Here is a 20,021-nt window from a genome sequence, read left to right as displayed (position 1 = left end):
GGCTCAAGGCCGCGCGGGCGCGAAGGTGGACTGCGTCACGCAGCAGCCGCCTCTCTTCTCGACCGCAACGTCGAGCACCTTCGCGCGATCGGTCCAGAGCTCCTTCTCCGCCGGCGTCGTCGCCTTCTCGCCGCGCGCCTTCGCCCGCTCGGACTGGGCGCGCCACTTCGTCACGAGATCGGGCGGCAGGTCCGGGACCGCGAGCGCCTCCGTCGACTTCGCGAGGACCTCGGCCGGCGGGCGCGGCGCGTAGCCGACGCCGCCGAGGACGGCGTCGATCGCGGGGCGATCGAACACGTCGACGTAGGCGAGGACGCGCTTCGGCCGGCCGTGGCGGAGCGCGGCGTCGGCGGCGAGCTCTTGGATCCACGCGCGGCGGCGCATGGTCACCGGATCGCCCGCGCGGTGGCGCAGGGCCGCGTTCTGCGCGAGCAAGACGCGCTCACCGAGCTCGGCGCCGTTCGCTTGCTCGAACGTGAACATCCGCGTCGCGCGCAGGACCTCGGTCTCGCGCCGCTCGATCTCGATCTCGTCGGCCGGCTCGACCGGCGGCGGCGGCGCGCCGAGGTCGGCCTCGCGCCACCAGTCGATCGGCTCGAGCGCGACGCCGCGCGCCTTCGCGAGGTGCTGCACGTACGTCATCTCGAACGACGCGTCCTCGAGCTCGTCCTGCCGGAACGCGTCGACGCGCACCGCGACGAGGACGAGGTCCGGCTTGAACACCGCCATCGTCTCCGCGAGCTTCGCGAGCGGGTAGCGGCTCTCGACGAGGTGGTAGCGCCCGATCGTCCCGACGACGACCGCCTGATGCTCCGGCTCCGGGGGCGGCGGGCACTTCGGCTCCTTGGTCTTCTCGTCCGCGGTGTGGGGGCAGCCGGTGAGGAGCAGCGCGCCCAGGAGCGCCAGTGCACGGAGGCGCAACGCGGATCAGATCGCGGCGACGCGCGTCATGAGGCGACCGCAGAGATCGGAGGCGGGGTTCTTCGCGCGCTCGAGCGCGAGACCTTGCCGGAACATGTTCGACGCGGCGGCGTCGTTGCCGATGAGGAGGTGACAGATGCCGAGCATCTCGTAGTCCTCCGCCTCCTCGTGCACGGAGACGAGCTCGGTCAGCGCCGGGATCGCGGCGCGGTGCGCCTCGATGAGCCGCGGAGACGCGTTGCCGAAGCGCTTCGCGAGGATGAGGAGCTTCAGCGCCTGCCGCATGTCCTCCGGCTTGTTCTGCATGAACTCGGGCGCGGCGAAGAGCTTGGCGTACCCGTCGTACGACCCCTCGACGTCGCCGCTGCGGTTCTGCGCCATGATCGTCTTCACGGAGCTGACGAGGAACTCCTTGCTCATGGCGCCCAGACTACCGGGACATCCGTCACTTCGTCGCGTATTTCACGCTGCAGCCGTAGGCCTTGGTCTCCGCGGTGGCGACCGGCTTCCCCGCCGTGACCGCGGCGACGGCCTCGTCGACGTAGGAGATCAGCTTCCCGCCGGTGGGGGTCTCGCCCTCGCCATCGGGGGAGTTGTCGATCGCGCCGCGGTAGACGAGCGTGCCGTTCGCGTCGACGACGAACATGTGCGGGGTGTTCGTCGCGTTGTACTTCCGCCCGACCTCGCCGCCCTCGTCGAGGAGGACGGGGTTCGCCATCGCGTACTTCTTCACCGCCTCCTTGTTCGTCTCGAGGCCCGCGCCCTGCTTGCCCGCCGCGCCGGAGTTGATCGCGAGCCACACGACGCCGCTCTTCGCGTGCTTCGCCGCGGCCTCCTTCAGCGTGCCCTTCGTGTGAGACTTGTTCACGAACGGGCAGCCCGGGTTGAACCACTCGAGCACGACGACCTTCCCCTTGAAGGAGGAGAGCTTCGTCTCCTTGCCGTCGAGGTCCTTGAGCGTGAAGTCGGGCGCGGGCTTGCCGAGCTCCGCGTCCGGCGCGTCGGCGGCGACCGCGGGGATGGCGGGCGTCGCGCTCTTCGGCTCGACGTTGGTCGCGGTCTTGGTCTCGGTCTCCGGCTGCGCCGCCGTCGTCTGCGTCGCGGGCGGAGGATCTTTGCTGCAGGCGGCAACGACGACGACGAGCGAGGCGAGGGCGAGGGAGAGAGGCTTCATGGCCTCCACTACTTAGCGCAGCGACGCGCGGATCTCGCGCTCCTCGGCGCCGAGTCGTCGGATCTCGTCGAGCGCGTGCTCGGAGATCTTCTTGTGGAGGCGCGGGCTCGGGGGCTGCGTCAGGAGGTCGCCGAAGTCGACCGGCGCGCCGAAGTTCACGATGATGGGGGTGCCTTTTCGCGTGAAGTTCCCGGCGACTTGCTTCGGCAGGTCGTTGCCGAGGCCGTTGATGAACACCGGCAGCACCTCGACGCCTGCCCCCTGGATGACGCGGCCGACCCCGCCCTGCGCCGGGAGGAGCTCGTACGGATCGTCGCCTTTGTTCCGCTGGCCCTCGGGGTGGAGGCCGACGAACATGCCGCCGCGCTTGAGGAGGCGGACGGTCTCGTCGAGGCTCGCGAGGTTGAGCGCGGCGCGGCTCCGCTCGCGGAACACCGGCGGGTACATCGCGAAGAAGCTCATCACGCCGTTGACGAAGAGGCCGAGCGGCTTGTCGTAGAAGAACTGCGAGCGCACCGGGAAGAGGAGCCGGTGCGGCATGTCGCGGTTCACGAGGTAGCCGGTGACGACGTAGAGATCGAAGAAGCTCCGGTGGTTCGCGACCACGAGGTAGCTCTTGTTCCGATCGAACTTCGGCAGCCGCTCGGTGCCGTGGACGTGACGGATGTTCTTCGTGCACTGCTCGATCCAGTTCGAGCCGATGTACCGCTGCGCGAGGCGCACCGCGCGGTCCCAACCGCCGGGCTCGAACGTGTTCCGCACGAACGTGATCTGCTTCCGCTCCACCGGCGAGAGCTGGTCCTCGAAATCGAGGAGCTGCCGCTCTTTCTCTCGCGAAGGCCGCACGCTCGGGCTCGCCCCGTTCGACGCCGCCCCGTTTGTCATCGTCGTGTCATGCACCGGGCCTTCTTTGTCGCAATTCGGTCAGGGCGCAAGTCCTCCGCTTCAGCAACCGGCGTGCCCGGTCGGGAAGACCTTGCCCGGATTGAGGAGCCCGCTCGGGTCGAAGGCGCGCTTGAGGTCTTGCTGAAGCCCAATCAATTCAGGACCTTGCTCGATCGCGAGGTACGGCGCCTTCGCGACGCCGATGCCGTGCTCGCCGGAGAGGGTGCCGCCGAGAGCGACGGTGGCGCGCATCAGGCCGTCGATCGCGCGGTCGACGGCGGGCCGCTCGCTCTCGTCGTTCCAGAGGAAGTTCACGTGCATGTTCCCGTCACCCGCGTGCCCGTACGTGAGGTGGCGGACCTTCTCTCGCTCGCAGATGCGCCCCGCCTCGTCGAGCAACGCGACGAGGCGCGAGCGCGGGACGACGACGTCCTCCGAAAGCTTGTATTTTGCAAGCTTCCGCGTCGCGATCGAGAGCGTGCTCCGCGCCGCCCACAGCCGCTCGCGCTGGGCGGCGTCCTGCGCCGCGAGCACGTCGATCGATCCGACGCCGAGGGTGTCGCCGAGCACGGTGAGGAGCGGATCGATCGGCGCGTTGCGTCCGTCGACCTCGGCGAGGATGAGCGCGCCGGCGCGAGGGTCGATCGCGACGCCCTGCTTGCGGATCGCCTCCACCGTCGTCGCGTCCATCAGCTCGACGCAGCGCGGGACGAGCCCCGCCGCGATCGTGCGCTCCACCGCGGCGGCGGCGACGCGGACGTCGGGGTAGAGCGCGAGCACGGTCGCGACCTCGGTCGGCGCGTGGAGGAGCTTCAGCGTGATCTCGCTGAACACGCCGAGCGTGCCTTCGCTCCCGACGAGGAGCGAGGTCACGTCGTAGCCGGTGACCCCCTTCACCGTGCGCCTCCCGGTGCGCACGACGCGCCCGCCCATCAAACACGCCTCGAGGCCGAGCACGTAGTCGCGGGTGACGCCGTACTTGAACGCGCGCGGCCCGCCGGCGTTCTCGGCGACGTTGCCGCCGATCATGCACGTCTTCCACGACTGAGGATCGGGCGGGTAGAAGAGGCCCTCCGCCTCGACCGCGGCGTGGAGATCGCCGAGCACGACGCCGGGCTGCACCACCGCGAGGAGGTCCTTGCGATCGATGTCGACGACGTTCGCCATCCCGTGCGTCGCGAGCACGACACCGCCCGCGACGGGCACGGCGCCGCCGGTGCGCCCGGTCCCCGCCGCGCGCGGCGTGACGGGCACGCCGTGGGTCTCGCAGATCGCGAGCGTCGCCGCGATGTCCTCCCGCGACGACGCGAACACCACCGCCGCCGGCAGCCGCCCCGCCGCGGGGCTGTCGTCGCGCGAGTACGTGTCCCGCGTGCCCTCGCCGACGTCGACCTTCGACGCGCCGAGCCTCCGATCGAGCTCGCGCACCGCCCGCTCGACCGCATCGGCGGGAGGAACACGCACGTCGGGGGACGCGAGGAGCATCACTCAGCCGCGCTACAGGACGTCGCGCTCTTTCGTCGCGGTCACCGCGCGACGAAACCACCTGTCGAGGATCGCGAGCTTGGTGCACGCGTCGATTCGCTTGCGAGCCACCGCCGAGACCTTGATGCGACGCACCTTGAGCGCTGCATGGATGGCCTCGCGCTTGGCGTCGATCTGGCCCTCGCGGTAGTGGCCCTTCGCCCAGTCGCTGAACGGTTCTTCTGGAAAGAGATACGGCATCACTTGCTCCAGGATCGGGCGTACGGCGTCACCGAGCACACCGATCGCCAGGTCAGCATAGGCCTTCGCTCGGGCCTCATCCAGCGCGGCCGCCGCACGCACCGCGGCGTCGACGACCGCGGCTCCGTCGACACGACCGCCGTGGACGAAAGCGCTCAGCATCGCGAGCTCGGGTGACGGTGTCTTCGTCGCGTCAGCGATGCACGGGATCTCGCTGGGTCCGAGGACGGTCGGCCGAAACGGTGAGCGAGGCATGAAGGTCGGGCTCGGGCGCGCCGCCCAGGTCGCGACGGACTCGAACGGCGTCTCTCAACGTCGGGGCTTCGCCCCGACACCCCACCCCAGACACGGCCCTCGCGCGGAGCGCTCGGGGCGCTTCGCGCCCGCTTTCGCGGCCGCTTCTGGGGCCCGTCTTGATGGCTCGGCGAGAGAAAGTGCACAACCGGTGGGGAGGCGGGCCGAGGGGGCGTGCATGGTTCGTTGGCTCCTCGGGATCGTTGTCTTCGTCGTGTTGCTCCTTTCCTCTAGTGTGGCCTGGGCGGAGAGGGACCTCATCGTGCCGTTTCACGAGGGGGGGCACGTCGTGCTCGACCAGCTCGCCGGGCTTCGCCTCGACATGAGCGGCTTCTCGTACGCCGCGCCCGCGGGCGTGATGATGCGCACCGCGAACGTCGGCGGCGTCGAGCAGAGCACCACCAGCGTGTGGTTCGCTCCCGCGGCGGACGTGTTCGTCACCGACCACCTCTCCGTCGGCGGGCGCGTCGACGTCCAACACACGTGGGGCGCGGTCGAGAGCGGCGGCCAGCGGCTCGAGCTCCCCGGCACCACCTCGATGACCTTCCTCCCCCGCGTCGGGTTCTACGTGCCGTTCGGCGATCGCGTCGGGCTCTGGGCGCGCGCGGGCGTGGGCTGGACGCGCACCGAGTCGGCGAGCTTCCTCGCGGCGGGCTCGGCGCCGACGACCGACACGTTCCGCGCGATGGTGCTGAACGTCGACGCGTCGATCGTGTACCGCTTCAACGAGACGTTCTTCATGAAAGGTGGGCCCGAGGTCGGCGTCACGTTCGGCGGGCGGAGCGAGTCGTCGACGAACGGCGTCAGCACCGGAGGCAGCGCGTCCGTCCTCCAGCTCGGCGGCACCCTCGGGTTCGGAATGAACATCGAGCTGTGAGCTGTGAGCTGTGAGCTGCGAGTGGCGGGGCCGATGGGCCGTGCTTATGGTGCGGCCCGTTCATGGCTCACGCCCCACTTTCGACGAGAGACTACCGGCGCCCGAAGGGTCGCGACGAGCTCGCCGCCCTGAAGCGGCGCGTCGTGGGCGCCGCTCGCCTCGACCTCGACGTCGTGCACCTCCGCACGGGTCCCACCCTCCTCCGCGCGCGTCGCGTGCGGAGCGCGGCGCACGCGCGCGACCTCGTCACGTGCTTGAAGCGTGACGGCGCGCTCGATCGCGCCGTGCTCGAGCGCGACGTCGAGCTCGCGGCGCCGCCGCTCCCGCTCGACGCCACCTTCATGGCGACCGCGCATCGCGACCTCCGCGTCCTCGCCGACCCGTCGCTGCTTGACGCCGCGAGACGCCATCGCCGCGCGTTCACGCGATACGGGAGGATCGACGGAGCGTGGATCGAAGAGCGACAGGCGCGGCTCCGCGCGCTTCATCGCTCGTGCGCGCCCGAGCGATGGAGCGACTCGATCGTCGAGCTCGTGCGCGCGATGCGCGACGACGGCGAAGCGACCACCATCGCGCGCGCCTTCGCGTCGCTCCGCGCGCTGCCGGCGGAGCGGCGCGCGGAGGCGGAGCGGCGCGCCCTCGCGATCGCGGCGGGCGAGACCGGCGACGACGAAGAGCTCGCCCGCCTCGCGGAGCGGCTCGACGCGGCGCGCGAGCTCCCGGGGCGCGCGCGAAGACGACGCACGCTCGACGTGCTCCGCCAGGCCTTGCGCTGGCCGCTCTTGCCCGCCGAGCTCGTGACCGACGACTTCCTCGCGTCCGCCGCCGCCGCGCTCCGCGTGCTCCCGCTCGAGTCCGACGAAGCAGCAGAGGAGAGGCTCGCGCTCGTCGCGCTGTCGTTCCGCGCCGGCGAGGGCGGGGTCCCCGCGCTCGACGACGTGAAGCCGGAGGTCGTGCTCGCGTACACCACGAGCGACCTCACCCTCGCGCAAGCGTGTGCGCTCTCGCGCCACGACTTCAACGGCTACCAGCGCAACAAGATCGGCCACCTCGTCGCGAACGGCCTCGAGCTCGAGCTCGTCGCCGCGATGGTGGAGCGCGACCTCGAAGACCAGCTCGCGGCGCTCGAGGACGTCCGCGCCGCGCGCGCGTTCGCGACGTGGTCGATCCGCCTCGCGGAGCACGGAGTCCAGCTGACGCTGAAGCCGGAGCTCTTCGAGTCGCTCCCCAAGAACGAGGACCTCGCCGTCCTCACGCTCTGCCTCCTCGACGCTCCCGCGGAGGGGACCGACCCGCTCGCCACGCTCGACGCGACGCTCGGGTTGTTCCAGCGCCTGCCCGCGAAGGCGCGCGGCATCCTCGGTCGCCTGCGCGGCATCGAGCCCGGCGCCGGCCGCCGCGCCGAGCCCGCGTTCGCGGCGTGGCTCGACGACGACGCCACGCTCGATCGCGCCGTCCACCTCGCTCGCCTCGCCGGCGAGCGCCCGCTCTCGCACGCGATCCGCGAGGACTTCGAGCACGCCGCCCGCCGCGCGGGCGAGCGGCGCCACCTCGAGCGCCTCGCCGCCCGCACCGAGCTGCAGGCGCGCCGGCTCGAGGCGCTGCGGAGCGAGGAGCGGATCCGCGCGGAGACGCCGCGCGCGCGCACGTTGCGCCGCCTCCGCGCGCGCATCGAGCAGCTGTTCCCGATCGCCTACCGCCGCGAGCTCGACGCGACCTTCCGCCAGGTCCTCGCCGAGGGCTGGGGGATCGCGGCGCCCGCGCTCACGCCGGCATGGCGCGACGCGGTCCGCTTCTGGCTCAACGTCGACGACAACCGCAAGATGCTCGAGAAGCTGCTCCGCGAAGCGGCGAAGACGCCGGGCCGCTCCGTCGTCCGCGAGTTCGCGCGCAGCCGGCGCTGGATCAGGCAGAACGCGGGGAAGATCGACGTCGACGCCTGGCTCGCGCCGCGGCGGATGGAGGTCCGCGCCGGCGGCGCGCGGTTCGTGCTCGCGCTGGAGGAAGACCCGCTCGAGGTGCTCCGGATGGGGATCCCGTTCGGGACCTGCCTCGCGCTCGACGACGGATCGAACGCGGCGTCGACGGTGCTCAACGCGATCGAGGCGAACAAGCGCGTCCTCTACGTTCGGAACGCGAGCGGCAACGTCGTCGCGCGGAAGCTCATCGGCATCACGCCGGAGCACACGCTCGTCGGCTATCGCCTCTACTCGTCCGTCGGCGCGGAGGAGGATCGTGCGATCCGAGCGGCCGTGAGCGCGATCTGCGCCGAGATCGCGCGCGCGGTCCGCGTGCCGCTCGCGTCGAAGGGCCGGCCGGCGCAGCTCTACGATCGGCTCTTCTGGTACGACGACGGCGAGGTCGCGTTCGAGCCCGCCGCCGACGCGCTCGGCCCCTATTGCGCCGCGCTCGGGCTCGCGACGCCGCCGAAACCGGACGACACGACGCTCGTGGAGGCCGAGCGATGGCGCGCGCGTGAAGCCGGCGACGTCCCGGCCGCGCTCGCGCTCCTCGACGGCTCGTGCGAAACGCCGGAGGGACGCGTCCACGAGGAGTGGGTCGCCGCGCGCCTCGGCATTCGGCGCGGCGTCGTCCACGCGCGGAACGACGTGAACGTCGCGCACGCGCTCTTCGACGCCCTCGCTCGTGACGAGGACGGCATGCTCCGCGCGCTCGACGTCGCCGCGCGCCTGCCGGAGCGACAGTCCGATCACCGCCTCGCCCCGCTCCTCGCCCGGTTCCCGTCGTCACCGAAGATCGGCGTCGCGCTCGTCGACCTCGCGCTCCGCTCGATGCGCTACGAATGGGCGCGCGATCACGGGCACGCCCACCTCACGCTGACCGAGCTGCCGCGCCACTTCGAAGACGTCACCGGCGCGCTCGATCTGCTCGACGCGATCGCGCCGGCGTGGCGCTGGCTGTCGTCGCGGATCCCCGCCTGCAAGGACTGCGTCGTGAAGGGCGTCGCCGCCGCGATCGACGCGCTCGAAGAGACGTTCGAGCGCGCGCCCGATCCCTCGGTCGTCGTCGCCGCGCTGATGAGCCGTCACCGCACGCGCATCGCGCACCGCGCCGCCCTCCGCGTCGCGGCCGCGCACGTGCTGCCGGGAGGACGCCGCGCGCTCCAGCGCTTCGCGGCGCTGCGGCCGGACCTCGTCTCGAGCGCCGACGGCGTCGCCGCGCTCGTGCGCCAGGCCGCGATCGAGCGCGTGACGCCCGCGTTCGCGAAGCGCGTGCCGCCGCCGCGCGAGGCGCCGTTCGAGTCGCTGCGCGATCTCGTCGTGCTCCCCGGGATCGAGCTGCTCCTCGGCCGCTGGGCGACGCCCGCCGCCGAGCCGGCGCAGGGCCCGTGGGAGGAGGCGTGGCGACGACGTCGCGGAGGCGCGACGCCCGCGGTCGGACGCGACTCGGTCGATCTCGATCGCGCGCGCCGCGAGCTCCTCGCCGACGAGACGCCGCCGGCGGAGCGAGCGAACGCGCGCGCGCTGATCCTGAGCTCGCCCGACGGCGGTCCGAGCCATTGGGTCCGCCTCCTCGCCGCGTGCGCGCGCCGCGGCGACGCGCTCACGGCGGAGCGCATCCTCGAGACGAAGCTCCCGCGAAGCTGCGCCTTCCCCGCGCGCGTGCTCGTCGATCTGTGGTCGCTCGGTGACGAGACCTTGCGCGCGGCCGTCGTCGCGACGCTCGCGCGACCGAAGGAGCGCCACTGGCACGCGCGCGTCTGCGCGGCGGAGCGCGAGGCGCGCGCGCGCGGCACCAGCGTCGGCGGCCTCCGCGAGCGCGTCGCGCTGGCGCTCGTCGAGGCAGGCGCGCCGTCGGACGCGATCACGTCGCTCGTCACGATCGAGCACGTCCGCGCCGTCCTCGCGCACGTCGTCGCGCACGCGGCGCCCGAGAACGCCGCCGCGGCGTACGCCTACCTCGAGGATCCGCTCTCGGTCTGCGCGTACCGCGACGTCCTCGCGGCGGAGCCGCCGGAGCGCCGCGAGGCGATCTTCGTCGCGATCCGAAAGCTCGAGCGCTCGAGCCCGCGCTCGAGGACGTTCTTCGCCTGGCTCTCCTCGTGTGAGCGGTGATATCGAGAGAGCGTGAGCGAGTTCTTCCGGTTCAAAGGGACAGCCTCCTACCTGACCAACGACGCGCTGGAGGCCGCCGTCAACGCCGCCCTCGCGCTCGAGCGCCCGCTCCTCATCCGCGGCGAGCCGGGGACGGGGAAGACGCTGCTCGCCGAAGCGGTGGCGGAGGCGCTCGGCACGGAGCTCATTCACTGGCCGGTCAAGTCGACGACGCGCGCGCAGGACGGCCTCTACGTCTACGACACCGTCCAGCGCCTCTACGACTCGCGCTTCGCGGGCGACGACAAGTCGAAGGTCTCCGACATCCGCCAGTACATCAAGCTGGGACCGCTCGGCCGCGCGTTCAGCGCGTCGCGCCGCGTCGTGCTCCTCATCGACGAGGTCGACAAGGCCGACCTCGAGTTCCCGAACGACCTCCTCCACGAGGTCGACCGCATGCGCTTCGTCGTCACGGAGACGGGCGACGAGGTGGTCGCGAAGGAGCGCCCCGTCGTCATCATCACGTCGAACAACGAGAAGGAGCTGCCCGACGCGTTCCTGCGCCGCTGCGTCTTCCACTTCATCGACTTCCCGGATCAGGAGCTGATGCGCCGCATCGTGGCGGTGCACCACCCGAACCTCGATCGCGAGCTCATCGATCAGGCGGTCGTCACCTTCTATCGCCTGCGCGACCTCCCGAAGCTGCGGAAGCGCCCGTCGACGAGCGAGCTCATCGACTGGATCGCCGTCCTCCGCCGCGCCGGCGTCGGCAACGAGCGCTTCGTGCGCGAGCTCCCGTTCCTCGGAGTCCTCCTCAAGAAGGAGCAGGACCTCGACACGTTCGCCGCCGCGAAGAAGAGCGGCGGCTGGAAGAACTGACTCCTCGACGTCAGAAGTTGCCCTGACCGGAGAGCTTGCACTCGACGCAGGCCGGGTGGTTCGCGTTCGCCTGGTCGCGGCAGATCTTCGGGCAGAACTTCACGCGGTTGAAGACGAACTCCTGGTCCACGCCGAGCTCGGAGACCGCTTCGCAGCGGACCGTCTGACCGCCCTTCACGATCATCTCGCCGTAGCCCGGGCTCTTGTCCTCGGGCGTGTCGACCTCCCACTTCTTCACGCACTCGGCGTTGGTCGACTTCCAGTGCGGGAGGTCGGGGAGCTTCTGCTCGACGTTCTCCTCGCGGTAGTCCGCGAACGTCTCGCTCTCGCCGAGGATGCAGTCGTTCGGCGACGGGTTGTCCTTGTCGCCGACGCGAATGCGGAAGACGAGCTTGAAGGAGCCGGCGCAGTCGGTCTTCAGCGTGTTCGTCGACCACACGGAGGAGGAGCCGCCGTCCGGCAGCGGATCGAGCACCGTGTCCTTCGGCACGCTGCCGCTGCAGCCGCTGGCGTCGTCACCGCGCGTCGAGAACGCGTACCAGCCGTTGTTGTTCCAGACGCAGGGCGCCGTGTTCGCGATCTTCCAGAGACCGACCGAGAAACAGCTGCACGCCGGCGCACCCGTCGCGCCCTGCTTGGGGAGGACCTGACCTTCGCACGGTCCCCACTTGCCCTGCGTCTCGGTGTCTTTGAGGCACACGGTGCGGCCGTCCTTACAGCCGCCGAGCCCGCGGTTCTTGCGGAGGCCGGTCCAGCAGTTCGCCTCCTCGCCGACGTTGTTGCAGCCGCAGCCCGGCTTGTTCTTGTCGTCGGGGCACTCCTCCGTACCGCCCACGGGAGGCGGCGCGCCGGCCTCGACACCGCACCACGCGGGCGGAGGATCGTTCTTGTAGAGGTCGCCGTTCGGATCGTCGCCGCCGTCCGCGGCGATGCCGGCCTCCGTGTAGAACCCCGGCTTCACGCCCGGGTCATCGAACTTGCTCTCGTCCTCCGAGCCACACGCCACGATCACACCCGCCGTCACCACGGACAATCCGAGAGCAGCCGCGAGCAGCTTCCGAGAGGAAAGGAGCATCATCCCACCGAAGGTAAAAGGGTCACGTCCACCGTATGCGAGGCGCGGTCGACATTACGAGTAAAGCACAAGGAATCTGACGCGTCAGATGGACGGCTATCGATCCAGTTTCTCTTCTCTCAACGTCGGGGGCTTTGCCCCCGACACCTGCTTTTCAACGTCGGGGGCTTTGCCCCCGACACCCCCACCCCGCGACCACGGCCCTCGCGCGGTGCGCGAGGGTTGCTTCGCAACCGCTGGGGCGGCCGCGGTCGCGGGGGCCCGGGGTGGGGCCCAACCGCATCGCGACGGGGCGCGGGCGCGGGGCCCCGGGGCGGGCTCCAACCGCATCGCGACGGGGCGCGGGCGCGGGCGCGGGCCCGCAGTCTCGGCGCTTGCGCTACTTCGTGACGGGGAGGCGGCGGCGGCCGCCGGGGCCGCCGGATCGATCGATGAGGGGGGCGGCGGCGTCGCCGGCGTCGGCCTTGGATTGGACGACGATGATGAGCTCTTCGGCGAGCTTCATGAAGGCTTGCGCGACGGGGCCGTCGGGGGCGGCCTGGACGACGGGGGTGCCCTTGTCGCCCCATTCGCGGACGCTCTGATCGATCGGGATCTGGGCGAGGAGCCTCGTCTCGGCGAAGTCAGCGACGGCCTGGCCGCCGCCCTTGCCGAAGAGCTCGTGCTTCACGCCCGCGCTGTCGACGAACCAGCTCATGTTCTCGACGACGCCGAGGAGCGGGATGTTGACCTTCCGGCACATCGAGACGGACTTGTAGACGTCGTCCGTCGCGACGGGTTGCGGCGTCGTCACCATCACCGCGCCCGTCACGCCGAGGCGCTGCGAGAGCGAGAGCGCGACGTCGCCGGTGCCGGGCGGGAGATCGAGGACGAGGAAGTCGAGCTCCCCCCACGCGACGTCCTTGAGGAACTGCGAGAGCGCGCCGTGGAGCATCGGCCCGCGCCAGATGACGGCCGCCTTCGGGTCCTCGAGGAGGAAGCCGATGCTCATGAGCTTCAGCCCGAAGCGCTCGAGCGGCTCGATCGTCTTGCCGTCGGTCGAGACGGGACGGCCGCTGACGCCGAGCATCGTCGGGATCGAGGGGCCGTAGATGTCGGCGTCGAGGAGACCGGTTCGGTATCCCGAACGATGGAGCGCGAGGGCGAGGTTCGTCGCGGTCGTGCTCTTGCCGACACCGCCCTTTCCGCTCATGACGAGGACGACGTGCGCGACGCCGGGGACGGGGTCCTCCGGACCTACCGTGCGGCTCTTCGGGGCTTCCATGGCGCCGATTTAGCGCATGGTGAAGGCGATGTCGCGGTGGACGTGCGCCGCGACGACGTAGACGATCCAGTCGCCTTCCGCGAAGAGCGTCGTCTGGCGATGCGACGCCACCGTCATCGTCCCGGTCACGCCGGCGCCCGCGTCGTCGTCCTTCGTGCTCGCCGCGAGGAGGCGCGCGATCCACTCGTTGCCGATGACGGCGCCGCCGTTCGCAGCGTCGTCGAAGCAGCGGACCTCGGCGAGGTCGGTCGTGAGCGCGACCATCACGCGCGACCGCGTGTCCTCCACCGGCGGGGTCCACTTCACGCTGACCTCGCTCGTCGCGTCGAGCGCGAGCGCGCCCGTCGTCGCGTCGGGCGCGGGGGTGACGTCGCCGATCGCGAGCTGTACGAGCGGCGCGCGCATCCGCACGCCCTCGAGCGGCGGCATCGCGAACCCCTCCGCGTAGAAGAAGAGCGTGTCGTCCGAGGTCCACGCGGCGCCTTCGCGCCGGACGAGGTCGGGCTGGTTCGCGAGCACGGTGAGGCCCTCGCTCGGGAGCGAGCCGCCCGACCACGTCGCGACGCCGTTCTCGACGTGAGGACGTCCGAGCCGCGTATCGAGCCGCTCGAACCAGCAGCGCCCGCGACCGTCGCCGTCGCGGAACGCGACCGCGGCCGACCCGCCGTGCTTCGCGAGCCCGATGAACTCGTACCCCGCCGCGACGCCGAGCCGGCTCTGCTCGATGCCGAAGACGATCTCGTTGCTCGTGCCGCCGCGCCCCCAGCTCCCGTGCGTGCACGCGCCGAGGGCGAGGACACCGAGGAGCGACCCGAAGCGACGCACAGCGAAGATTTCCTAGCACGTCACGCGCGCATGACGAGCATCTTGCGGTCGGTCATCTCCTCGATCGCATAGCGCACGCCTTCGCGGCCAATGCCGGAGTCGCGGCGGCCGCCGTACGGCATCGCGTCGACGCGCGTGCTCGGGACGTCGTTGACGATGAGCGCCCCGACGTCGAGGCGATCGAAGGCCTCACGCATCCGCGCGATCGAGTCGGTGTACACCCCCGCCTGGAGGCCGTAGCGTGTCGACCCCGCCATCTCGAGCGCGTCCTCGAAGCGCTCGTAGGTGTGCACGGTGAGGACGGGGCCGAACACCTCCTCCTCCACGATCGGGAGGCCGCGCCCCGGCCCGTCGAAGCGGAGCACGTGCGCGGGGAGGCGGTTGTTGACGCGCGGCCCGGACGCGAGAGCCTCGGCGCCGCCCGCGCGCGCCTGATCGATCCATTGCTCGACGCGCTTCGCGGCGCGCTCGTCGATCATCGGCCCGATCGCGGTGGTCGGGCTCTTCGGATCCTGCGGCTCGTACGCCTTCGCGCGCGCGGCGAGCTCCGTCATCAAGCGGTCGGCGACGGCGGCGTGGACGTAGAGGCGCTGCGTCTTGATGCAGACCTGGCCCGCGTAGTTGAACGCGCTCGCGCAGATCGTCGCCGCGATCTGGCCGAGGTTCTGTGCGTCTTCGTGGACGATGCACGCGGCGTTGCCGCCGAGCTCGAGCAGCACGTGCTTGCGCCCCGCGATCGACTTGAGGTGCCACCCGACCTTGTCGCTGCCGGTGAACGAGAGGACGGCGAAGACGTCGTTGCGCACGAGCGTCTCCGCGACCTCGTTGCTGCACGGCACGACCTGCAGCGCGTCGGTCGGCGCGCCGGCGTCGCGCACGATCTCGGCGAGGCGGAGCGCGGTGAGCGGCGTCTGCGGCGCGGGCTTGAGCACCACCGGCGCGCCGCACGCGAGCGCGGGCGCGACCTTGTGCGCGACGAGGTTGAGCGGGTAGTTGAACGGCGAGATCGCGAGCACGGGCCCGCGCGGGACGCGCTGCCAGTGTCCGCGGTAGCTCGCGGTCGGCTCGGTCACGTCGAGCGGCACGACCTCGCCGCCGATGCGCACCGCCTCCTCCGCGCCGAGCTCGAAGGTGGTGATCGCGCGATCGACCTCGAAGCGCGCGAGCGTCTTCGGCTTCCCCGACTCGTGCTCGATGAGGATCGCGAGCTCCTCGCGCGCCTCGGCGATGCGCCGCGCGACGTCGAGGAGGAGCCGCCGCCGCGCGAAGCTCGGCGTCTTCCGCATCGTCTCGAAGGCGCGCTTGGCCGCGTTCGCCGCGAGGTCCGCCTGCACCTCGTTCGCGAGCACGACGGAGCCGACGCGCTCCTGCGTCCACGGATCGGTGATCCACGCGACGTCGCCGTCTTCGATCCGCTTGCCCTCGATCCAGAGCGCGGAGTCGGGCGGCTCCATCGAGTCGTCGGGGAGCGACCCGGGCGCGAGCGTCGTCGGCGCCGACGGGATCGCGGACAGCCGCGCCGCCTTCGAGCTCGCCGCCTCGACGTCCCTCTCGCTCGAATCGTCGTTCGCCATGCACGCGCGAGCATACCCACGCGCGCGCGTCGATTCCCTACGAATCGCGCTCGCGCCGAAGCCGCTCGTTCTCGGCGAGCAGCTCGCGAACCCGCTCCTCCGCTGCCTCCCGCGCGCGGTGCTCCTCTTCGCGCGCGCGGTGCTCCTCTTCGCGCGCGCGGCGCTCCTCTTCGCGTCCGGCCTCCGCCTCCTCGGCGCGGCGGAGCGCGGCGTCGTACTTCGCCATGACGTCCGAGAGGAGGCGCTGCGCCCGGTCGAGGAGCTCGCGCGTCTCCGGCACGATCGCGCCATTGAAGAAGAAGCGCAGCACACCGTCTTCGAGGCCGAGGTCGAGCCCGAGGACGCGCGACGGGAACCGGCCTTGTTGCCCGAGCACGGGATCGTACGTTCGGCCGTCGCTCGGGAGCGCGAACGCGCGAATGAGTCCGCGCGGCGGATCGTAGATGAAGTACTCCGCGATCCCGAGCCGCGCGTAGAGGTCGACGTTCCGCTGGAAGTCCTTCGCTCGATCGCCGCCGACGTTCACCTCGAGGACGAAGTCGAGACCTCGCTTCTCGTCCTGAACGACCCACTTCTCGCGCCGGTGCGGATCGACGTCGAGCACGGCGAGGAGATCGGGCGCGAACACCCTCTCGTTCGGGTAGTACACCGCGAGGTTCGAGGAGATGTACACACGCCGCCCGAGCCGCTCGAAGAACCCCTCCAGCGGATCCTTCGTCTTCTCGATCGCGATGCGATGCGTGTCCCCCTCGGGCGGCCCCAGCTCGATCTCGCTCGGAAGTGCCGCGACGATCGCCCGACGCTCGTCCTCGGAGAGCTCGGCCCACACCTCGTCCGACGGCGCCCGCGGGTCCGCCGGATCGACGCGATAGATCGGATGAGCGCCCATTCACGCATCGTAGCATTCGCGCTCCGCCCACCCGAGCGCGGCATCCAGCCGCAACCCCCTGTCGCTACCGCCGCGCTCGCGTCATGGTCGCGGTCGTTGTACGGAGATCCCGTGAAACGCTTCTTCGCCTTTCTTTCCGTCGCGTTGGTCGTTGCTGCCGGGTGCGGGAGCGACGACGACGACAAGCCCAAGGTCGGCAACGGCGTGAACAACCTCCGCGCCGCCTGCGACATCCGGCAAGGCTGGAACCGCAGCGCCGAGAACTGCTCGATCTGCGAGGCCGCCGTCGTGTCGCCGCGCTGCGAGTGCGAGGCGTTGAAGGCCTTCTCCGCCGCGTGCTCGAACCAGGACGCCGCGATGAAGACCTCCTGCGACGAGGGGATCCGCAACTGCGCCCTCGGCTGCATCCAAGACGACTGCGCGTGCCTCGACGGCTGCTACGCGAACGCCCCCCCCGCCTGCCGCCAGGCCGCCGACGCCCGCGACGGCTGCGTCGCCGAAGCGTGCACGCAGTTCTGCAACTAACTGCGCAATACATACACCCGACGGGTCGCCGAAATGAAGAAGAGCGCGCCACCCGCGAAGGGAGACGCGCTCTTCCAAGCCACCGCTCACGTGGAGCGGGGCATCACGCGATCAGCCGCCGGTGACGGAGCCCGCGACGCTGACCGTGGCCGAAGCCGCCGCCTGCGCATCGGCGAGCGCCGTGCCGACCGCTGCGACGACCGGCGGGATGCAGGCCGCCTTGATGTCGGTGACCGCCGTGACGTTCGCGCTGAACGACGTGGTGACCTTGACCATGCCCTCGAGGCGCGCGCGGAACGCGAGGATGATGCCGAAGTTCGCCTCGAGCGTCGCGCGGAGCTTGCCGGCCGCCTGGACGTCGGCCGCACCCGCGAACGCCACCGTGACGGACGGCGGCGAGCAGTTCGCCTTCGCCGAGACGGACGCATCGCAGTTCGCGTCGCACTTCGCCTCGACCTGGCAGCCGCCCTTGAGCTCGCCACCCTTGCAGGAGAGCGGCTCGTAGTCGGCCTTGCACTCGCCGTCGCACTTGACCGAGGCCTCGGCCGAGCCGGTGCAGCTACCGCCGCACTCGCCCTCGCAGGAGCCCTCGCAGGTCACGTTCGGCGCCGTGGCCGAGCACGTGCCCTTGCAGGTGCCTTCGCACTTGCCCGAGGCCGCGCCGTTCGCGGTGTTGCCTTCGCACGTGCCGTTGCACTCACCGGCGCACTGGACGCCGCCCTCGGCCGTGCACTTGCCGGTGCACGTCGCGCTGCACGAGCCCGTGCAGTTCAGCTTCGCGCCGGCCTTCGCCTCGCACGAGCCCTTGCACGAGACCTCGAGGCTGCCGCCCTCGCACGTCGGCGGGGTCGCCTTGATATCGCAGCTGCCGCTGGCCGAGCACTTCGCCTGGCAGTTGGCCTTCGCGCTGAGCGACGCCTCGCACTTCGGCGGGACGAAGTCGACGGTGAGCGTGCCCGACGCCTTGGCCTTCACCGAGCCGATCGCCGACACGGCCGCCGCGCAGTACGCCTGCATGCGCTTCTGCTTGTCGGTCTCCTTCTCCGCCGCGTCGAGCGTCGCCGCCGGCGCGTCGAGGTCGGACGCCATGGCCTTGCAGGCCGACGAGATGTCGTCGAGCGCCGCCGAGGCGATGCCGGCGAAGTCGGCGACCGCCTGGACAGCGACCTGGCTCTCGGCGCTGCCGCCGATGTTGGCGCTGATGGTGGCGCCCGCCTTGAACTCGTTGCAGCAGAGCGGGTTGTCCTCGCCGTCACCGCAGGCCGTGAGGGCGACGGGGACGAGGATCGCGCCCATGAGGGCGGCGCCGTAGAAGCGTTTCGTATTCATTTGAAGCTCTCCTTCTTACTCAGCGCCTGGCCGGGCCCATACCTGGGCGATGCCATACGACGCCTCGAACTGACGATTGACGAAGCTTGTTGCCGAAGAATCCAAACGGAGCCGTTGGCGCGAAGCTCTCTTGATCGAATCTTCAGCCCAGGCAGGACCAGGGCCGCGGCGGCACCCTACACGAAAACGGCCGCGGTAAAGAGCCCGTTGCACGATTTCCGACACCGTCTCGCTGCGCACGATTCGACACAGTGGCGGCCCGAAGACACTCGTACCTCCGCGCCGGGACAACGCTGTCATGTCGCGCCGATGCAGCATCCGCGATAACGGACACAGCTCCGTCGCGGCATGCCGCATCGTGCTCCTCCCTCCTCTACTTCTTCCGCGCGCGCTCCGCGGCCGCCTTGATGGAAGCAATGCCGCCGCGGATGCGGTCCTCGTTCGTGGCGTAGCTGAAGCGGATGTAGCCCGGCGCGCCGAACGCGCCGCCCGGGACCGCGGCGACGTTCGCCTCGTCGAGCATCCAGAACGCGGCCTCCTCGTCGTTCGAGATCGGCTTGCCCTTGTACTCGATGCCGTAGAGCGCGCGGCAGTCGGCGAACGCGTAGAACGCGCCCTCCGGCGTGCGGCACTTCACGCCCGGGATGGAGGAGAGCTCCGCGACCATCACGTCGCGCCGCTTCTGGAACGCGTCGCGCATCTTCACGACCTCGTCCTGCAGCCCCGTGATCGCCGCGATGGCGGCGTGCTGCGCGATCGCGGTCGCGTTCGTCGTGCTCTGCCCCTGCACCTTGTCCATCGCCTTCGCGAGGCGCTCGGGCGCGATGCTCCAGCCGATGCGCCAGCCCGTCATCGCGTACGTCTTCGAGACGCCGTCGACGACGACGATGCGGTCGAGCGCGTCCGGCGCGAGCCGCGCCGCCGACACGTGCTTGAAGCCGTCGTAGACGAGGTCGGCGTAGATCTCGTCGACGATGAGCCACGAGTCGCTCTTGGTCTTCCACACGTCGACGATCGCCTTGAGCTCGGCCTCGTGGTACGCGGACCCGGTCGGGTTCGACGGCGTGCAGAGGATGACCGCCTTCGTCTTCGGCGAGAGCGCCTTCTCGAAGGCCTGCGGCGACATCTTGAAGCCCGCCTCCTCCGTCGTCTCGACGAAGACCGGCGTCGCTCCGCACAGCTTCACCTGCTCCGGGTAGCTGACCCAATACGGCGCGGGGATCACGACCTCGTCGCCCGGCTCGTAGAGCGAGAGGGCGAGGTTGAAGAGGGCGTGCTTCGCGCCGACCGCGACGGTGACCTGCGACGGCTTCGCGTGCCAGCCGCGGATCTCCGCGGTGCGCGCGCAGATCGCCTGCTTCAATTGCGGGATGCCGGTGACGGCCGTGTACTTCGACACGCCCGGCTTCACCTCCATCGCCTTCCGCGCCGCCTCGAACACGAACGCCGGCGGCTCGAAGTCCGGCTCGCCGACCCCGAACGCATAGACGTCGATCCCGGCCGCGCGCTTCTCGGCGGCGCGCGCATTCATGGCGAGGGTGACGCTGGGCTGAACGACGTCGAGACGCTTGGCGAGAGAGGTAGGCATGGCTTCTGGCGGCCACTTTAGCGCCTGTCATCCGATCGGGTGACGAGTTTCCGGGGACGCACGCGCGTGCGGGAGAAAAAACACGTCACGGAATCCGGGGCCCTCGCGATGTGCCCTCAGATCCGAGAGTTGCGCGCGTGCC

17 protein-coding genes are annotated in these 20,021 nt (G+C 70.8%); 4 read left to right on the top strand and 13 right to left on the bottom strand.

Translation table 11 applies throughout. The features are described 5' to 3' along the window. Positions 1-3: 3 nt before the first annotated feature. From KF837_31720 to KF837_31695, 6 genes are read right to left on the bottom strand one after another with little or no spacing between them, the layout of a single operon-like run. Positions 4-921 carry a hypothetical protein gene (locus KF837_31720; protein ID MBX3231937.1) on the bottom strand — a complete coding sequence of 306 codons (918 nt, stop codon included), beginning with the start codon at positions 919-921 and terminating at the stop codon, positions 4-6. Positions 922-927: 6 nt separating this feature from the next. Next, the gene (locus KF837_31715) at positions 928-1,341 is read right to left on the bottom strand and encodes a hypothetical protein (GenBank protein ID MBX3231936.1); all 414 of its coding nucleotides are present in this window, start codon (positions 1,339-1,341) and stop codon (positions 928-930) included. Between the two features lie 25 nt (positions 1,342-1,366). Next, positions 1,367-2,095 carry a thioredoxin family protein gene (locus KF837_31710; GenBank protein MBX3231935.1) on the bottom strand — a complete coding sequence of 243 codons (729 nt, stop codon included), beginning with the start codon at positions 2,093-2,095 and terminating at the stop codon, positions 1,367-1,369. Positions 2,096-2,107: 12 nt separating this feature from the next. After that, positions 2,108-2,980: a 1-acyl-sn-glycerol-3-phosphate acyltransferase gene (locus tag KF837_31705; GenBank protein ID MBX3231934.1), complete on the bottom strand. Its 873-nt coding sequence runs from the start codon at positions 2,978-2,980 to the stop codon at positions 2,108-2,110. A gap of 60 nt (positions 2,981-3,040) precedes the next feature. Beyond that, positions 3,041-4,468: an FAD-binding protein gene (locus tag KF837_31700; protein MBX3231933.1), complete on the bottom strand. Its 1,428-nt coding sequence runs from the start codon at positions 4,466-4,468 to the stop codon at positions 3,041-3,043. 9 nt (positions 4,469-4,477) lie between these two features. Further along, positions 4,478-4,960: a hypothetical protein gene (locus KF837_31695; protein MBX3231932.1), complete on the bottom strand. Its 483-nt coding sequence runs from the start codon at positions 4,958-4,960 to the stop codon at positions 4,478-4,480. A 217-nt stretch (positions 4,961-5,177) separates the two neighbouring features. On the opposite strand from KF837_31695, the gene KF837_31690 reads away from it, so the two are divergent. From KF837_31690 to KF837_31680, 3 genes are all read left to right on the top strand, one after another. Next, positions 5,178-5,876, top strand: a complete 699-nt coding sequence (locus tag KF837_31690; GenBank protein MBX3231931.1) for a hypothetical protein — start codon at positions 5,178-5,180, stop codon at positions 5,874-5,876. A gap of 143 nt (positions 5,877-6,019) precedes the next feature. Continuing rightward, the gene (locus KF837_31685) at positions 6,020-9,952 is read left to right on the top strand and encodes a hypothetical protein (protein ID MBX3231930.1); all 3,933 of its coding nucleotides are present in this window, start codon (positions 6,020-6,022) and stop codon (positions 9,950-9,952) included. 12 nt (positions 9,953-9,964) lie between these two features. Further along, positions 9,965-10,810: a MoxR family ATPase gene (locus tag KF837_31680; GenBank protein MBX3231929.1), complete on the top strand. Its 846-nt coding sequence runs from the start codon at positions 9,965-9,967 to the stop codon at positions 10,808-10,810. 10 nt (positions 10,811-10,820) lie between these two features. Here KF837_31680 and KF837_31675 read toward each other — a convergent pair whose 3' ends face one another. The 5 genes from KF837_31675 to KF837_31655 all read right to left on the bottom strand — a co-directional run bounded on the left by KF837_31675 (position 10,821) and on the right by KF837_31655 (position 16,437). Then, positions 10,821-11,837: a hypothetical protein gene (locus KF837_31675; protein ID MBX3231928.1), complete on the bottom strand. Its 1,017-nt coding sequence runs from the start codon at positions 11,835-11,837 to the stop codon at positions 10,821-10,823. Positions 11,838-12,264: 427 nt separating this feature from the next. Continuing rightward, positions 12,265-13,149 carry an Mrp/NBP35 family ATP-binding protein gene (locus KF837_31670; GenBank protein ID MBX3231927.1) on the bottom strand — a complete coding sequence of 295 codons (885 nt, stop codon included), beginning with the start codon at positions 13,147-13,149 and terminating at the stop codon, positions 12,265-12,267. Positions 13,150-13,158: 9 nt separating this feature from the next. After that, entirely contained in the window at positions 13,159-13,974 is an 816-nt protein-coding gene (locus tag KF837_31665; GenBank protein MBX3231926.1) for a hypothetical protein, read from the bottom strand. Between the two features lie 20 nt (positions 13,975-13,994). After that, positions 13,995-15,548: an aldehyde dehydrogenase family protein gene (locus tag KF837_31660; protein MBX3231925.1), complete on the bottom strand. Its 1,554-nt coding sequence runs from the start codon at positions 15,546-15,548 to the stop codon at positions 13,995-13,997. Positions 15,549-15,585: 37 nt separating this feature from the next. Further along, positions 15,586-16,437, bottom strand: a complete 852-nt coding sequence (locus KF837_31655) for a Uma2 family endonuclease (protein ID MBX3231924.1) — start codon at positions 16,435-16,437, stop codon at positions 15,586-15,588. A 111-nt stretch (positions 16,438-16,548) separates the two neighbouring features. Here KF837_31655 and KF837_31650 point away from each other — a divergent pair, with 111 nt between their 5' ends. Further along, positions 16,549-16,962 (top strand): hypothetical protein, encoded by a 414-nt coding sequence (locus tag KF837_31650; GenBank protein MBX3231923.1) that lies wholly within the window; start codon positions 16,549-16,551, stop codon positions 16,960-16,962. Between the two features lie 111 nt (positions 16,963-17,073). Here the strand turns inward: KF837_31650 and KF837_31645 are convergent, their stop codons facing one another. Together KF837_31645 and KF837_31640 are read right to left on the bottom strand one after the other, a co-directional pair. Continuing rightward, the gene (locus KF837_31645; GenBank protein ID MBX3231922.1) at positions 17,074-18,291 is read right to left on the bottom strand and encodes a hypothetical protein; all 1,218 of its coding nucleotides are present in this window, start codon (positions 18,289-18,291) and stop codon (positions 17,074-17,076) included. Between the two features lie 373 nt (positions 18,292-18,664). Then, positions 18,665-19,879: a pyridoxal phosphate-dependent aminotransferase gene (locus KF837_31640; GenBank protein ID MBX3231921.1), complete on the bottom strand. Its 1,215-nt coding sequence runs from the start codon at positions 19,877-19,879 to the stop codon at positions 18,665-18,667. Positions 19,880-20,021: the final 142 nt, after the last annotated feature.

It is taken from the genome of Labilithrix sp. (genome assembly GCA_019637155.1).
GTDB lineage: Bacteria > Myxococcota_A > Polyangia > Polyangiales > Polyangiaceae > Labilithrix.
The sequence above is the reverse complement of the archived record's forward strand: the minus strand, read 5'-3'. Positions and strand labels throughout refer to the sequence as shown.

Bases quoted from the DNA above. Each gene is read 5' to 3' on its own strand.
- KF837_31715 (MBX3231936.1), bottom strand. From the start codon at position 1,341: ATGAGCAAGGAGTTCCTCGTCAGCTCCGTGAAGACGATCATGGCGCAG.
- KF837_31710 (MBX3231935.1), bottom strand. From the start codon at position 2,095: ATGAAGCCTCTCTCCCTCGCCCTCGCCTCGCTCGTCGTCGTCGTTGCC.
- KF837_31705 (MBX3231934.1), bottom strand. From the start codon at position 2,980: ATGACAAACGGGGCGGCGTCGAACGGGGCGAGCCCGAGCGTGCGGCCT.
- KF837_31695 (MBX3231932.1), bottom strand. From the start codon at position 4,960: ATGCCTCGCTCACCGTTTCGGCCGACCGTCCTCGGACCCAGCGAGATC.
- KF837_31690 (MBX3231931.1), top strand. From the start codon at position 5,178: ATGGTTCGTTGGCTCCTCGGGATCGTTGTCTTCGTCGTGTTGCTCCTT.
- KF837_31670 (MBX3231927.1), bottom strand. From the start codon at position 13,149: ATGGAAGCCCCGAAGAGCCGCACGGTAGGTCCGGAGGACCCCGTCCCC.
- KF837_31660 (MBX3231925.1), bottom strand. From the start codon at position 15,548: ATGGCGAACGACGATTCGAGCGAGAGGGACGTCGAGGCGGCGAGCTCG.
- KF837_31655 (MBX3231924.1), bottom strand. From the start codon at position 16,437: ATGGGCGCTCATCCGATCTATCGCGTCGATCCGGCGGACCCGCGGGCG.
- KF837_31645 (MBX3231922.1), bottom strand. From the start codon at position 18,291: ATGAATACGAAACGCTTCTACGGCGCCGCCCTCATGGGCGCGATCCTC.
- KF837_31640 (MBX3231921.1), bottom strand. From the start codon at position 19,879: ATGCCTACCTCTCTCGCCAAGCGTCTCGACGTCGTTCAGCCCAGCGTC.